This is a genomic window from Verrucosispora sioxanthis (genome assembly GCF_010560025.1).
GTDB classification, from domain to species: Bacteria; Actinomycetota; Actinomycetes; order Mycobacteriales; family Micromonosporaceae; genus Micromonospora; species Micromonospora palythoicola.
Genome location: NZ_SAIY01000004.1, coordinates 415,062 through 427,404 on the forward strand (window position 1 = coordinate 415,062; position 12,343 = coordinate 427,404).

At 72.1% G+C, this 12,343-nt stretch carries 10 protein-coding genes and 2 pseudogenes; 5 read left to right on the top strand and 7 right to left on the bottom strand.

The window, feature by feature from the left end; genetic code table 11:
• Positions 1–48: 48 nt before the first annotated feature.
• Entirely contained in the window at positions 49–1,062 is a 1,014-nt protein-coding gene (locus ENC19_RS14690) for a YlbL family protein (protein WP_164447740.1), read from the bottom strand.
• Between the two features lie 115 nt (positions 1,063–1,177).
• Between ENC19_RS14690 and ENC19_RS14695 the strand changes: the two genes are divergently transcribed.
• The gene (locus tag ENC19_RS14695; protein WP_328824248.1) at positions 1,178–2,476 is read left to right on the top strand and encodes a zinc-dependent metalloprotease; all 1,299 of its coding nucleotides are present in this window, start codon (positions 1,178–1,180) and stop codon (positions 2,474–2,476) included.
• 29 nt (positions 2,477–2,505) lie between these two features.
• Here the strand turns inward: ENC19_RS14695 and ENC19_RS14700 are convergent, their stop codons facing one another.
• Together ENC19_RS14700 and ENC19_RS14705 are read right to left on the bottom strand one after the other, a co-directional pair.
• Positions 2,506–3,192: a hypothetical protein gene (locus ENC19_RS14700; RefSeq protein ID WP_164447741.1), complete on the bottom strand. Its 687-nt coding sequence runs from the start codon at positions 3,190–3,192 to the stop codon at positions 2,506–2,508.
• Positions 3,193–3,224: 32 nt separating this feature from the next.
• Positions 3,225–3,746: a M48 metallopeptidase family protein gene (locus tag ENC19_RS14705; protein WP_164447742.1), complete on the bottom strand. Its 522-nt coding sequence runs from the start codon at positions 3,744–3,746 to the stop codon at positions 3,225–3,227.
• Between the two features lie 533 nt (positions 3,747–4,279).
• Here ENC19_RS14705 and ENC19_RS29325 point away from each other — a divergent pair.
• From ENC19_RS29325 to ENC19_RS14715, 3 genes and pseudogenes are all read left to right on the top strand, one after another.
• Positions 4,280–4,447, top strand: coding sequence for a DUF5679 domain-containing protein (locus tag ENC19_RS29325; protein WP_012014940.1), 168 nt, complete (start codon positions 4,280–4,282; stop codon positions 4,445–4,447).
• A gap of 193 nt (positions 4,448–4,640) precedes the next feature.
• Positions 4,641–5,685, top strand: a pseudogene (locus ENC19_RS14710) (hypothetical protein).
• A gap of 70 nt (positions 5,686–5,755) precedes the next feature.
• Positions 5,756–7,084 (top strand): ABC1 kinase family protein, encoded by a 1,329-nt coding sequence (locus ENC19_RS14715; RefSeq protein ID WP_164447743.1) that lies wholly within the window; start codon positions 5,756–5,758, stop codon positions 7,082–7,084.
• A 302-nt stretch (positions 7,085–7,386) separates the two neighbouring features.
• Here ENC19_RS14715 and ENC19_RS14720 read toward each other — a convergent pair whose 3' ends face one another.
• From ENC19_RS14720 to ENC19_RS14730, 3 genes are all read right to left on the bottom strand, one after another.
• Positions 7,387–7,752: a WhiB family transcriptional regulator gene (locus tag ENC19_RS14720; protein ID WP_164447744.1), complete on the bottom strand. Its 366-nt coding sequence runs from the start codon at positions 7,750–7,752 to the stop codon at positions 7,387–7,389.
• A gap of 133 nt (positions 7,753–7,885) precedes the next feature.
• Entirely contained in the window at positions 7,886–8,170 is a 285-nt protein-coding gene (locus tag ENC19_RS14725) for a hypothetical protein (protein WP_164447745.1), read from the bottom strand.
• 139 nt (positions 8,171–8,309) lie between these two features.
• Positions 8,310–10,463: an ATP-dependent DNA helicase UvrD2 gene (locus tag ENC19_RS14730; RefSeq protein ID WP_164447746.1), complete on the bottom strand. Its 2,154-nt coding sequence runs from the start codon at positions 10,461–10,463 to the stop codon at positions 8,310–8,312.
• 92 nt (positions 10,464–10,555) lie between these two features.
• Between ENC19_RS14730 and ENC19_RS14735 the strand changes: the two genes are divergently transcribed.
• Positions 10,556–10,798 carry a mycoredoxin gene (locus ENC19_RS14735; RefSeq protein ID WP_164447927.1) on the top strand — a complete coding sequence of 81 codons (243 nt, stop codon included), beginning with the start codon at positions 10,556–10,558 and terminating at the stop codon, positions 10,796–10,798.
• Positions 10,799–10,863: 65 nt separating this feature from the next.
• Here ENC19_RS14735 and ENC19_RS14740 read toward each other — a convergent pair.
• Positions 10,864–12,227: pseudogene (locus tag ENC19_RS14740) on the bottom strand (MFS transporter).
• Positions 12,228–12,343 lie beyond the last annotated feature (116 nt).

Genomic DNA, 12,343 nt, shown 5'->3' on the forward strand with positions numbered 1-12,343 from the left:
AGTACGGGGTGTTCCTGAAAGCGTGAGCGCAAGGTCATGCCGCGCGGCTCAGCAGTACGCCGGCTCGCCCCCGGAACGCAGCGTCTCCAGCGCGTCCAACGCCTCGTCGAGCGAGCCCACCTTCACCAACGGCAGGTCCGGCTGCCGGTTACGCACCGCCTCGGCGCAGTTGGCCGCCGGTACCAGGAACGTGGTCGCGCCGGCCTGCTTCGCGCCGACCAGTTTCTGCGGGATCCCGCCGATCGGGCCGACCTGCCCGGCGTCGTCGATGGTGCCGGTGCCGGCGATGATCCGACCGCCGGTCAGGTCGTCCGCGGTCAGCTTGTCGATGATGCCCAGGGCGAACATCAGCCCCGCGCTCGGACCACCGATGTCCTTCAGGTCGAAGGAGAGGGTGAACGGGTGCGGCTGCTGCTGCTCGATCTCGATGCCGATCCGGGGCCGACCGTCCTGCTCCTGACTGGTGATGGTGTCGGTCCGCGCGGTGCCGTCCCGGGTGTACCCGATCCGCAGCGCCGTGCCCGCCGGCCTGGCCCGGACCAGGTCGGTCAGCCGGGAGGCGAACGGCACTGGTTCACCGTCGACCGAGGTGACCACGTCACCGGGGCGCAGCACGCCGGCCGACGGCCCGTCGGCGGCCACCGTCTTGACCACGACCTGCACCTCGTACCCGAGTTCCCGCAGCGCGGCGGTCTCCGCGCTGGTCTGCGAGACCTGGAAGTCCTCGGCGTTGCGCTGTTCCACCTCTTCCTGGGTCTCCCCCGGCGGGTAGACCAGTTCTCGCGGCACCACGGCCTGATCGTCGGAGAGCCAGCCCTGGATCGCCGAGCGGAGCTTGACGCCGGGCTGCACCCCCACCGTCGTCAGCCGCAGCTGGCCGGCGGAGGTCGAAGTCTCCCGGCCGGTGACCTGGATGACCTCCTTGCCGTCCGCCTGGCCCAGCGTGTCGACGGTCGGGCCGGGACCGAGCACCACGTACGGAACGGGCGCGCCGAGCACCCCGATGCTGAGCAGTGCGGTGAGCAGGGCACCGAGCAGGACGGTCAGGCCGCGACGTCTCATGCGGCAGAGCGTACCGATCCCGGTCGCGGCGCCCGGCCGGCACGAGGCACGACTTCGCCCTCAGCGCAACCGCGGTGACGGCGGCCCGGGGCCGAGCGCGCGTACCGTAGACGTCGTGCCTGATATTCCGTTCGGTTTCGCGCTACCGGGTGGGCAGCCGCCCGACCCCAACGACCCTGCGCAGATGCAGCAGTTCATGTCGCAGTTGCAGCACCTGCTCTCCGCGTCGGGCAGCGGGCCGGTCAACTGGGACCTGGCCCGTCAGGTGGCGGCCAGCCAGCTCGCCGCGGCGGGCGACCCGGCGGTCAGCCCCTACGAGCGCCACGCGGTCGAGGAGGCGCTGCGCATCGCCGACCTCTGGCTGGAGCCGGCCTCCGCGCTGCCCTCGGGCATCCGGAACACGGTGTCCTGGAACCGCAACGAGTGGATCTTCAGAACGCTCGACGTCTGGCGCAAGCTGTGCGACCCGGTGGCCAGCCGGATGGTCGGCGCGATGGGTGACCTGGTCCCGCCGGAGGCCCGGGCCCAGCTCGGCCCGATGCAGTCGATGGTCGCCACCCTCGGTGGCGCGCTCTTCGGCGGCCAGCTCGGTCAGGCCCTCGGGTCGCTCGCCGCGGAGGTGCTCTCCGCCGGCGACATCGGTCTGCCGCTCGGACCGGCCGGCACGGCCGCGCTCATCCCCGCCAACATCAAGGCGTACGGCGAGGGTCTGGAGCTGCCCGAGGACGAGGTCCGCCTCTACGTGGCCCTGCGGGAGGCGGCGCACCAGCGGCTTTTCGAGCATGTCCCGTGGCTGCGGGGGCACGTCCTCAACGCCGTCGAGACGTACGCCGCCGGCATCCGGGTGAATCGGGAGGCGATCGAGGAGGCGATGGGGCGGGTCGACCCGACCGACCCGGAGTCGATGCAGGCGATCGCCCTGGAAGGGATCTTCACACCGGAGGACAGCCCGACCCAGAAGGCCTCGCTGGCTCGGCTGGAGACGGCCCTCGCCCTGGTGGAGGGTTGGGTCTGCCACGTGGTCGACGGGGCGGCCGCCGGCCGGCTGCCGAACGTCGTGGCGCTGGGCGAGGCGTTCCGCCGCCGCCGGGCGGCCGGTGGACCGGCCGAGCAGACCTTCGCGGCCCTGGTCGGATTGGAGCTGCGGCCCCGTCGGCTGCGCGAGGCCGCGGCGCTCTGGGCGGCGCTCACCGAGCACCGGGGGATCGCCGGCCGGGACGCGCTGTGGGGGCACCCCGACCTGCTTCCCTCCGACGACGACTTCGCCGACCCGGTGGCCTTCGCCATGGCCGACGTGGATCTGATGACCGAGTTGGAGAGCTTCGACTTCTCCGCGCCGGGTGGCCCGGAGGAGAAGGCTCCGGGCGACACGGAGCGCCCCGACGACGCCGAGGGCGGCGAGGGCCGCAGCTGATCGGCGGTCGCGGGAACGGTGCGCCGGTGTCAGCCGCTGTGGCCGGCACCGGACAGCAGTGACCGGGTGTGCTCCCAGCCGCTCAGGGCCGGATCGAGCCGGGCCAGATCCGCCGGGCCGCGCAGCCGGTGCCAGGAAGGGGTCACCGCGAGGTCGCCCGGGCGGGGTGCCGCCGCCCGAACGGTCGCCGGCACCGTGGCGTCCATGTCCAGCGGCGGCAACCAGGACGGCACCGGTAGCCGGGCCGCCACTCCGAGCAAGCCGGGCAGACCACCCTCGGCCGGGGCGAGGGCGACCGGCCGGCTGGTCAGCGGTCGAAGCAGCTTGCCGACGGTGAGTCCGGGCAGGTCGGGTGCGTCCCCCGCGACGACCGCCACCTGCTCGTAGCCGTCGTTCGTCGCCGAGGTTGGTTCGCCCGCCGGCCCGGCGCCGGGCGACGGGTCCGTGCCGAACGGAGTCCGGGCGGCGGACAGAGCGGCGAACACCGCGTTCGGGCTCGGCTCGGGCACCTCGTACACCCTCGTGCCGGGCCAGATCACCTCGTCGGCCAGCCAGCGGTCGGCGCTCGTGACCGCCACCGCGGTGTCCACTTCGTTGAGCATGGCGAGCAGATCCACCACGTCCTCGGCGAGCGCGCTGCGCCACCGCACCGGGTCGACACCGGGTGGTGCCCAGGCGATCGGCGCGAGCAACGCCACGACCACACGTCGAGCCATTCACCGACCCTACCGCCGCGATACCTCGACGCTCAGGGGGTGCCGGCGACGGCCGCCACACCCTCCAGGTAACCACGCGCCCGTTCGGTCTTCGGGTACCTGCCGACCAGCGCCCAGAACTGTGTGTTGTGGCTGGGCACGATGAGGTGGACCAGCTCGTGCAGGAGCACGTAATCGATCACCCAGTCGGGCATCTCCTGGATGCGGTGGGACAACCGGATCGAGCGGTCCGCCGGCGTGCAGGAGCCCCACCGCCCGTTCTGGTTGTTCACCCACCGGACGCTGGCCGGCAGCGCCTGGTCGCCGTACTCGGTGAGATACAGCTTGATCAACCGACCGGCGCGGGCCAGCAGTTCGGCGTCGGAGCGGACCAGGCGCCCCTCGCGGGCCGCCAGCCGGGCGAGCATCCGGTCGACCCACTCGCTCTCCTCGGCCCGGGAGAACTGATCGGGTATGAGAACCACGACCCGCTCCCCGTCGCGGTAGGCGGACACCGTGCGTCGCCGGCGCTGGCTGCGCCGTACCTCGACGACCGGCTTCCGCGGCCCAGCCATCAGTGGACCGCGCAGCCTCGGTTTGCTGTCACGATGGCAAGCTAATGCGTTGTGACCAGGGGTCCGCAAGAGTCAACCCCCCGACACGCGTCCGGAAAATGGGGATTGGTCGCCAGGAGTCCAGAAAAATTTCTTGCCAAACCCGGGGTGGCCGTCACGGTCACCCTTCGTGGTGGCCGGGGAGGTGTCACACCCGGACCGACCAACACGGTAAGTGATCATCGTCGGGCGGCTCAAATCGGGGTCCCGCACCCGCCTCGGCGGCACCACCAGCGCAATTGCGAGGTACCGGTCGGCGTGTCCCCGGCAAACTGACCTATCTAACCCAATTCGACGTGCACACTCTCGACGTCGCCTTGCTCACAGTGGCAATGCGCAGCTGACATGGAACCGCCCACACCTGGGTAGGGTCCGCCAACCGGTGGTCACGTAGGTGGCCGCCGGACAGGACCGGCGCCGGGCGCCCTGAGCGACCGCCACCGGAGACCCACCGGGTCGTTATCGACCGGTGGACGACACGAGGAGGGCACACCGTGGCCGACCAGGCCCAGACCTACAACGGTTACTGCGTCAAGTGCAAGGAGAAGCGGGACTTCGAGGGCCGTGTCGAGGTCTCGAAGACCGGCATGAACATGGCCAAGGGCAAGTGTCCGGTATGTGGCACAACAGTGAACCGCATCCTGGGCAAGGCGAAGGTCTGACGAACACGTACCTGGACGGGGGGTGGCCTGCGGCCACCCCCCGTCCGTGCGCGCGGTGACTGTCAGCCCACCGACAGCACCACTCGTAGGCTGTGGATAACTCGCCGAATCCTGTGGACAACCCAGGATCTGGGTTCAACCACCTGTGGACAACGATCGACGGACAGCGCGGATGCGGTCACTATTCGTGTCCATGACGCGAACCGCCGAACTTCCGCCGTCTCCCCGTCCCTGTCTACTACCGGGGCTCGCCCGTCTCTGGCGCGACCGGCACACCCTTCAGCTCGGCCTCGGCCGAGAGCGGGCGGTCCTGGTCGAGGTGGCCGACCCCCGGGCGGTCCGGCTGCTCGACCTGCTCGACGGCACCCGCAGCGAGCGGCAGGTGCTGGCCGGAACGGACGTCCGCCCGGACCACGCTCGTGCCCTGCTCGACGCCCTGCGTACCGCCGGTCTGGTGGTGCCGGCGCACACCCTCCTGCCCCGGGATCTCACCGGACCACGACGGACGCGGCTCGCCGCCGAGGCCGGTGCGCTGGCGATGGCAACCGCCCGACTTCCGGGCACCCCTGCCCAGCTGCTCCGACGCCGCCTGGCGGCCCGAGTGACGATCACCGGCGGCGGTCCGCTCGGTCCCGCCATCGCGGTCGCGCTGGCCCAGGCGGGCGTCGGTCATGTCCACCCCGACCTGCCCGGAGCGGTCCGTCCGCTCGATCTCGTCGGCACCGGGATCGCCGCCACGGAGATCGGGCGTCCGCTCGACGCGGCGACCCGGGCAGCGGTCCAGCGGCCGCCCCGGGCACCGGCACCGGCCCACTGCGGCGACCCGTCCCGACCTGGTGGTGCAACTCGGCTCCGACCGGCCGGCCGCGCTGCTGGCCGCGGGGCATGCCCAACGGCGACAACCGCACCTGCTGGTGGACGTCCACGAGGGGATCCCGGCGGTCGGCCCGCTGGTCCGTCCGCCGGTCGGTCCCTGTCTGCGTTGTCTCGACCTGCACCGGGCCGACCGGGATCCCGGCTGGCCGGCGCTCGCGGCCCAACTCGCCAGCACCCCGCCCGCCACGGCCTGCGCCGTGAGTCTGCTGCTGACCGCGACCGGGTACGCCGTCGGCGAGGCACTGAGCCAGCTCGACGGCGGCACCCCCGAAACCCTCGGCGGGTCGGTCGAGGTGGTGGCCCCGGGCACCCTCCGGCGACGCTACTGGCCGCCGCACCCGCGCTGCCGGTGCGGCGGGTGAGTCGGTGCACAGGTAGCGCGGGTACGGCTGACGGCAGCAGCGGGCCGGCCGAGTCGGTAACAATGAGCAAGTGACCGACATCCCGCGCCGGGCCGTGTCCCGCACCGCCAAGCTCGCCGCTCTGCCGCTCGGCTTCGCCGGCCGGACCGTCCTCGGCATGGGAAAGCGCGTCACCGGGCTCGCCTCCGACGTGATCTCCGCCGAGATCCAGCAACGCACGGCCGAGCAGTTGTTCAGCGTCCTCGGCCAGCTCAAGGGTGGGGCGATGAAGTTCGGTCAGGCGCTGTCGGTGTTCGAGGCCGCCCTTCCGGAGGAGATAGCCGCGCCCTACCGGCAGGCGCTCACCAAACTCCAGGAGGCCGCGCCGCCGCTGCCTGCCGCCAGCGTGCACAAGGTGTTGGCCGAGCAGTTGGGGCCGGCGTGGCGGGACCGGTTCGTGAGCTTCGACGATTCCCCGGCCGCCGCGGCGAGCATCGGGCAGGTGCACCGGGCGGTGTGGCGGCTGCCGGACGGCACCGGCCGGAACGTCGCCGTGAAGATCCAGTATCCCGGCGCGGGCGACGCCCTCCTCGCCGACCTCAAGCAGCTCTCCCGGCTGGGGGGCATGTTCCGGGCCATCCAGCCCGGGCTGGACATCAAGCCCCTCCTGGCCGAGCTGCGGGAGCGGATCACCGAGGAGCTGGACTACGAGTTGGAGGCGGAGTCACAGCGAGCCTTCGCCGCCGGATACGCCGACGATCCGGAGATCTACGTGCCGGATGTCTTCCACGCCTCGCCTCGGGTCCTGGTCACCGAGTGGATAACGGGCACCCCATTGGCCGACATCATCCGGTCCGGCACCGAGGAGCAGCGCGACGAGGCGGGTCGGTTGATGGCCACCCTGCACCTCTCCGCGCCGGCGCGGACCGGGCTGCTGCACGCCGACCCGCATCCGGGAAACTTCCGCCTGCTGCCCGACGGCCGACTCGGCGTGATCGACTTCGGCGCGGTGGCCCGGATGCCGGACGGTACGCCGGAGCCGATCGGCCGCATCGCCGGACTGGCCCTGCGCGGTGACGCCGGCGAGGTGGAGGCCGGGCTGCGGGCCGAGGGCTTCGTCAGTGGCACGGAGCCGATCGACGCTCACGCGCTGCTGGAGTTCCTCCGTCCGATGCTGGAGCCGATCGCCGCCGACGAGTTCCGGTTCACCCGGGCCTGGCTGCGTGCCGAGGCCACCCGGCTGGCCAGCCCGCGCTCCCCGGCGTACCAGTTCAGCCGACAGCTCAACCTGCCGCCGTCCTACCTGCTCATCCATCGGGTGACGCTCGGGTCGATCGGGGTGCTGTGCCAGTTGGAGGCCAAGGCGCCCTACCGGGGCATCCTGGAGCGCTGGTTGCCGGGATTCGCCCCGGTCGGCTGACCCGGACATGACGACGGCGGGCGGGGACCACATCGGTCCCCGCCCACCGTCTGCGGTATTCGTCCTACAGAACGCCCAGCTCGCGGGCTGACCGGGCACGGCCGGTCATGGCGATGGTGCGGGCGGATCGGGTTGCCTCAGTGCTCGTGGTGGTGCGACCGGCCTGAGGCCGGAGCATTCGAGCCCTCGACAACGCTTCGTGGAGTAGGTACATCTCGGCTCCGTTCGGAAGGTGCAGCATGGTGGTCAGCTTTCGGTCGGCCGGTGCGACACCGGCGGGGTTGGTCCGGATCGGGAACATGTCAGGCAGCCAGCCGGACAGCGCTGCGCGACGGGGCGAGACCATTGGCCGCCAGTCGCGCCTCGGCCTCGACCCGCAGCTCGGCGTCACGGGCGAGGTCCTCCTTGCGCGGACGACCACGGGGCCGCTTGCGCGGAACGACCGCGCCACGCTCGAAGATCTCGCCGCCCCAGACGCCCCACGGCTCGGCCCGCTCGACCGCGCCGGCCAGGCACTCGACGCGCAGCGGGCAGTCCCCGCAGAGCGACTTGGCCAGTTCCAGCTCGGTGGGCGAGTCGGAGAACCACAGGTCGGGGTCGAACTTCCGGCAGGGCAGGTTCGCCTCCATCTCGACGCTCAGGTCGAGCGGGGCCAGCGCCAGACTCATCGCCCGGTCACCTCTCTCTCGCTGCGATCTCGTGGATCGCTGTTCCGACGTACTTCGGCGGTGCAAAAAAAACTGAGGCCGCGGATCCCGGTGTGCGGGTTCCGCGGCCTCGAGGTGAGCCGGTGGTCTGTGGTCAGACCGGTCTACCTCGAGGTGGAACACCGCGGACGTCCATCCGCTTGTTGGCGCCATCGACGCCCTTGCCCGTAAAGCCACTGCTCCCCTGGAGCCCGTTCGTGACCGGTGCGAGGATCAGCTCGGCCTGAATCTCGGCCCGGTGCACCTGCGGAGCCCACGGTCGCGCAGCGACGACGGTGGCCCGGACGTCCGCCAGCACGGCGACGGTCGTCGGGGCAGCCGACAGCGGAGCGACGGCAACGGGTAGCGCCGTCGGACGCTGGTAGATGTAGCTCTCCATTGGTGCCACCTCCTTGACGTTCACTCGTGGTCGACCCGGACACAGACCCCGTGAGCAGCCCGAACAGGGCCCCCTTCCGAGGTGTGCCCTGAGGCTATGCCGGCCGGTGGGGCGAGGGCAAACGAATTAACGGCCAGATTCAGAAACTTTTCTGTGGGCAGATCTCGTCGACGGTCGCGCCCCCCACCAACGCCAGCAGCGCCTCCCCGTACAGGCCCAGCTTGCGCGGTCCGATCCCGGCGATCGCGACCAGCTCCTCCGCCCGCCCCGGCCGCCGCTCGGCCAGGGCCACGAGCGTCGCGTCGGTGAAGACCACGTACGCGGGCACCTTCTGCGTGCCGGCCACCCGGGACCGCCACTCGCGCAGCCGCTCGTGCAGTTCGTCGTCGATGTCGGAGGGACAGGTGGCGCATCGGCCCAACTTGCGGTCCGGCCCGGCGAGCAGGGTGGTGCCGCAGATCCGGCAGGACACGATCCGAGTCGCGGCCCGCCGCTGCGGGGTTCGCACCGTCCGCCCCCCGGCGACCCGCTCGGTCGGCGAGGTGGGCGACAGTTGTGGCAGGAAACGGCACGGCCGCCGGGGCCGGCCGCCCGGCGAGCGTGCCGAGGCGTACGACAGCCAGAGCCAGTGCCGGGCCCGGGTGATACCGACGTAGAGCAGTCGGCGTTCCTCCTCGACCTGCTCGGTGGTGCGCGCGTACGTGGTGGGTAGCGTGCCCTCGGCCAGGCCGACCAGGAAGACGGCGTCCCACTCCAGTCCCTTGGCGGCGTGCAGGGAGGCCAGCGTCACCCCGTCCACGGTCGGCACGTGCTGCTGGGCCGCGCGCCGGGCCAGTTCCTCGGTGAAGTCGGTGAGGGTGACCGGACGCTCCACCGTGGCGGCCACGCCGAGCGGCAGGATCTCCGGCGTGGCCGCGTACTCCTCGGCCAGTTGCACCAGCGCGGCCAGCGCCTCCCACCGCTCGCGCGCGGCGCCGCCCGGCGGCGGAGCGTCGGGTGCCCATCCGACGCCGGCCAGTGCCTCGACCACCGCCACCCGCAGCGGGGTCTCACCCGGCAGAGACCGGGTCGCCGCACGCAGTGCGACCATCGCCTGGCGTACCTCGGCGCGTTCGAAGAACCGCTCCGCCCCCTGGACCTGGTACGGCACGCCGGCCTCGGCCAGCGCCTTCTCGTACGCCTCGGACTGCGCGTTGGTACGGAACAGCACGGCGACCTCGCGGGCCGGGGTGCCGGCGTCGATCAACGCCCGGCAGCGGGCGGCGACCGCGGCGGCCTCCGCCGGCTCGTCGGTGAAGATCCGCCGCTCCGGCTCCGGACCGGCCGGGCGCTGCCCGACCAGTTCCAGGCGCAACCTCGCCTCGGTGCCCCTGGCCTGCGAGATGACCGCGTTGGCGAGCCCGACCACCTGCGGCGTCGACCGGTAGTCGCGGACCAGCCGGACCACGGTGGCCGCGCGGTGCCGACGCGGGAAGTCGACCAGGTACGCCGAGGTCGCCCCGGTGAACGAGTAGATGGTCTGGGAGGCGTCGCCGACCACGGTCAGGTCGTCGCGTCCGCCGAGCCAGGCGTCCAGCAGCCGCTGCTGTAGCGGGTTGACGTCCTGGTACTCGTCGACGACCAGGTGCCGGTACTGGTTGCGGACCTGCTCGGCGACGTCCGGATGCTCCTCGATCCCCCAGACCGCGGCGCGCAGCACGTCCTCGAAGTCGATCACTCCGCCGGTCCGCTTGAGCCGCTCGTACGCCGCGAACACCTCCGCCACCTTCGCCGGTTCGTGCGAGGTCTCCCGCAACGCCTTGGCTGCGGCCACCACGTAGTCGCCCGGCTCGACGAGGGAGGACTTGGCCCACTCGATCTCACCGGCGAGGTCCCGGGCGGCCGTCCGGTCGGCCCGTAGCCCGGCTCGCGCCGCGGCGAGGGTGACCAGCCGGACCTTGCTGTCCAGCAGCTCGGGCATGGCTCGACCGTCGAGCAGTCGGGGCGCGAAGTAGCGCACCTGGCGCAGCGCCGCCGCGTGGAAGGTGCGTGCCTGCACGCCGGCCACGCCGGCCCTGGCGAGCCGCTGGCGCAGCTCCGCGGCGGCCCGGGCGGTGAAGGTGACCGCGAGCACGTGTCGGGCCGAGATCTCACCGGTCAACGCCCGGTACGCGATCCGGGACGTGACGGCCCGGGTCTTGCCGGTACCGGCGCCGGCGAGCACGCAGACCGGGCCGGCCGGGGCGGTCACCGCCGCGCGCTGCTCCGGATCGAGCCCGGCGAGCACGCGAACAGACGCGGAGTTAACCACCACAGCGGGGAATTGTCGCAGCTTCCCCGGACGTTGCAGCGGATAGCCTGTGCTTGATCGGCAAGCCACCGGGCGCGACGTTGGAGGATCTGACCATGCTGACGATGTATTCCACTCCCTGGTGCGGCTACTGCCATCGGCTGAAGTCGCAGCTCGACCGGGAGGGCATCGCCTACCAGGTGGTCGACATCGAGCAGGATCCGGCGGCCGCGACGTTCGTGATGCAGGTCAACGGCGGCAACCAGACGGTGCCCACGCTGCGTTTCGCCGACGGCAGCGCGCTGACCAACCCGTCGATCAACCAGGTCAAGCAGCACCTGGCGAGCATCGCCGCCTGACCACGCCCGCGTCGATCATGATGGTGTCGCCCAGGTAGCGCTTACCCGGGCGACACCCTTCATGGTCAACTGTGCCGGAGCGCGTCGGGGGTTCGGGTGCGGGCATCGACCTCGGTCTGCCGCTGCTCGGATGCGCGGCGTTGAGCGGGAACCCGGGGTCCGGTCGGCGGCCCCGGCGGTGGGCTCAGGTGGCGACCGCGCCAGAGGTAGTTGCCGGCGAGCAGGGTCGCCAGGCCGACCGACGCGAACACCAACCGGTAGTCGAGCAGGGCGACGACCAGCGCACCCAGGCCGATCGAGAACGCCTGCGGGCATCTGACCGCCGCCTCGGCGGCGGCGGCCACCCGCCCGAGCAGTTCCGGCGGGGTCCGCCGCTGGATCAGGGTGTGCAGCCCGACCAGGGCCAGCGGCAGCGACAGACCCGCCATCAGCACCGCGGCAAGACCGAGCCACAGGTTCGGGTACGCCAGCAGCAGCGCGGCGGGTCCGAACAGCGCCACACCAACGGCCAGCGCACCCAGCTCACCGACCCGTCGCAGGACGGTGGCGGAGAGCAGCCCGCCTACCAGGCCACCGATGCCCTGCACGGTGAAGAGCACGCCGACGAACGCCGGTTCCCGACCGAGCCCCCGGTCCACGTACGCGAAGATCAGCGACTCGGTGAAGCCCATCACCAGCGAGCCGAGACCGTATCCGAGCAGCGCACGCCGCAACGCCGGCTCGCCCACCAGGTGGCGCAGCCCGGCGAGAAGTTCCGACGCCCAACGCGGTCGGTGCCCGACGCCGTCCGCGGGCAGGACGGCCGACGGGCCCGGTGCGGGCGACGGGCCGGGCCCGGGTGCGGCGCGGACGACGTGCCCGGCCGGGTGGTCGCCCGAGGCGCGCCGACCACCACGGCGGCGACGAGGAACCCGGCCATTCCGACCACGGCCAACGGCCAGCCACCGAGTGCCACGTAGAGGCCGGCGCCGGCGAGCGGGCCGATCAACCGCAGTCCCTGCCGGGCCGTCTGCAACGCCCCGTTCGCCTCGCCGAGCAGGTCCGGTGGCACCAGTTCCCGTACCAGGCGGCTGAGCACCGCCCCGACGGTCAGGTTCGACAACCCGTACGCCGCGGCCACCGCGTAGATGAGCCACAGATCTGCCGCGTCGCGGACCGCGAGCAGGGGGGTGAGCAGCAGCGCCGTCGCGAGGTTCGTGACCACGAAGCAGGGGCGCCGCGGATACCTGTCGACGAACCACCCGACCAGCGGCGCCAGCATGCGTGGCGCGAGGACGACGAAGATCGTGGCACCGGCGAGGCCGTCCGATCCGGTCAGGTCCTTCACCCAGACGGCGAGCGCGAGGAGCAGGATCGACTCCGCGGTCATGCTGGCCAACAGTCCGCCGAAGAGCAGACGGAAGTCCGGGCGACTCAGGACGGTGCGCATTGATCCTCCGGTGGCGCGACTCGGGTGCGGCGGGCGGGTTCGGCGGAGCCGGCGACGCTTCATCGCGCCGACCGGAGTCGCTGTCGGGTCTGCGTATTTCTGGTGACACGCCCGCC

Bases quoted from the DNA above. Each gene is read 5' to 3' on its own strand.
- ENC19_RS14735 (WP_164447927.1), top strand. From the start codon at position 10,556: ATGCTGACGATGTATTCCACTCCCTGGTGCGGCTACTGCCATCGGCTG.
- ENC19_RS14700 (WP_164447741.1), bottom strand. From the start codon at position 3,192: ATGGCTCGACGTGTGGTCGTGGCGTTGCTCGCGCCGATCGCCTGGGCA.
- ENC19_RS14705 (WP_164447742.1), bottom strand. From the start codon at position 3,746: ATGGCTGGGCCGCGGAAGCCGGTCGTCGAGGTACGGCGCAGCCAGCGC.
- ENC19_RS14690 (WP_164447740.1), bottom strand. From the start codon at position 1,062: ATGAGACGTCGCGGCCTGACCGTCCTGCTCGGTGCCCTGCTCACCGCA.
- ENC19_RS14725 (WP_164447745.1), bottom strand. From the start codon at position 8,170: ATGGAGAGCTACATCTACCAGCGTCCGACGGCGCTACCCGTTGCCGTC.
- ENC19_RS14720 (WP_164447744.1), bottom strand. From the start codon at position 7,752: ATGAGTCTGGCGCTGGCCCCGCTCGACCTGAGCGTCGAGATGGAGGCG.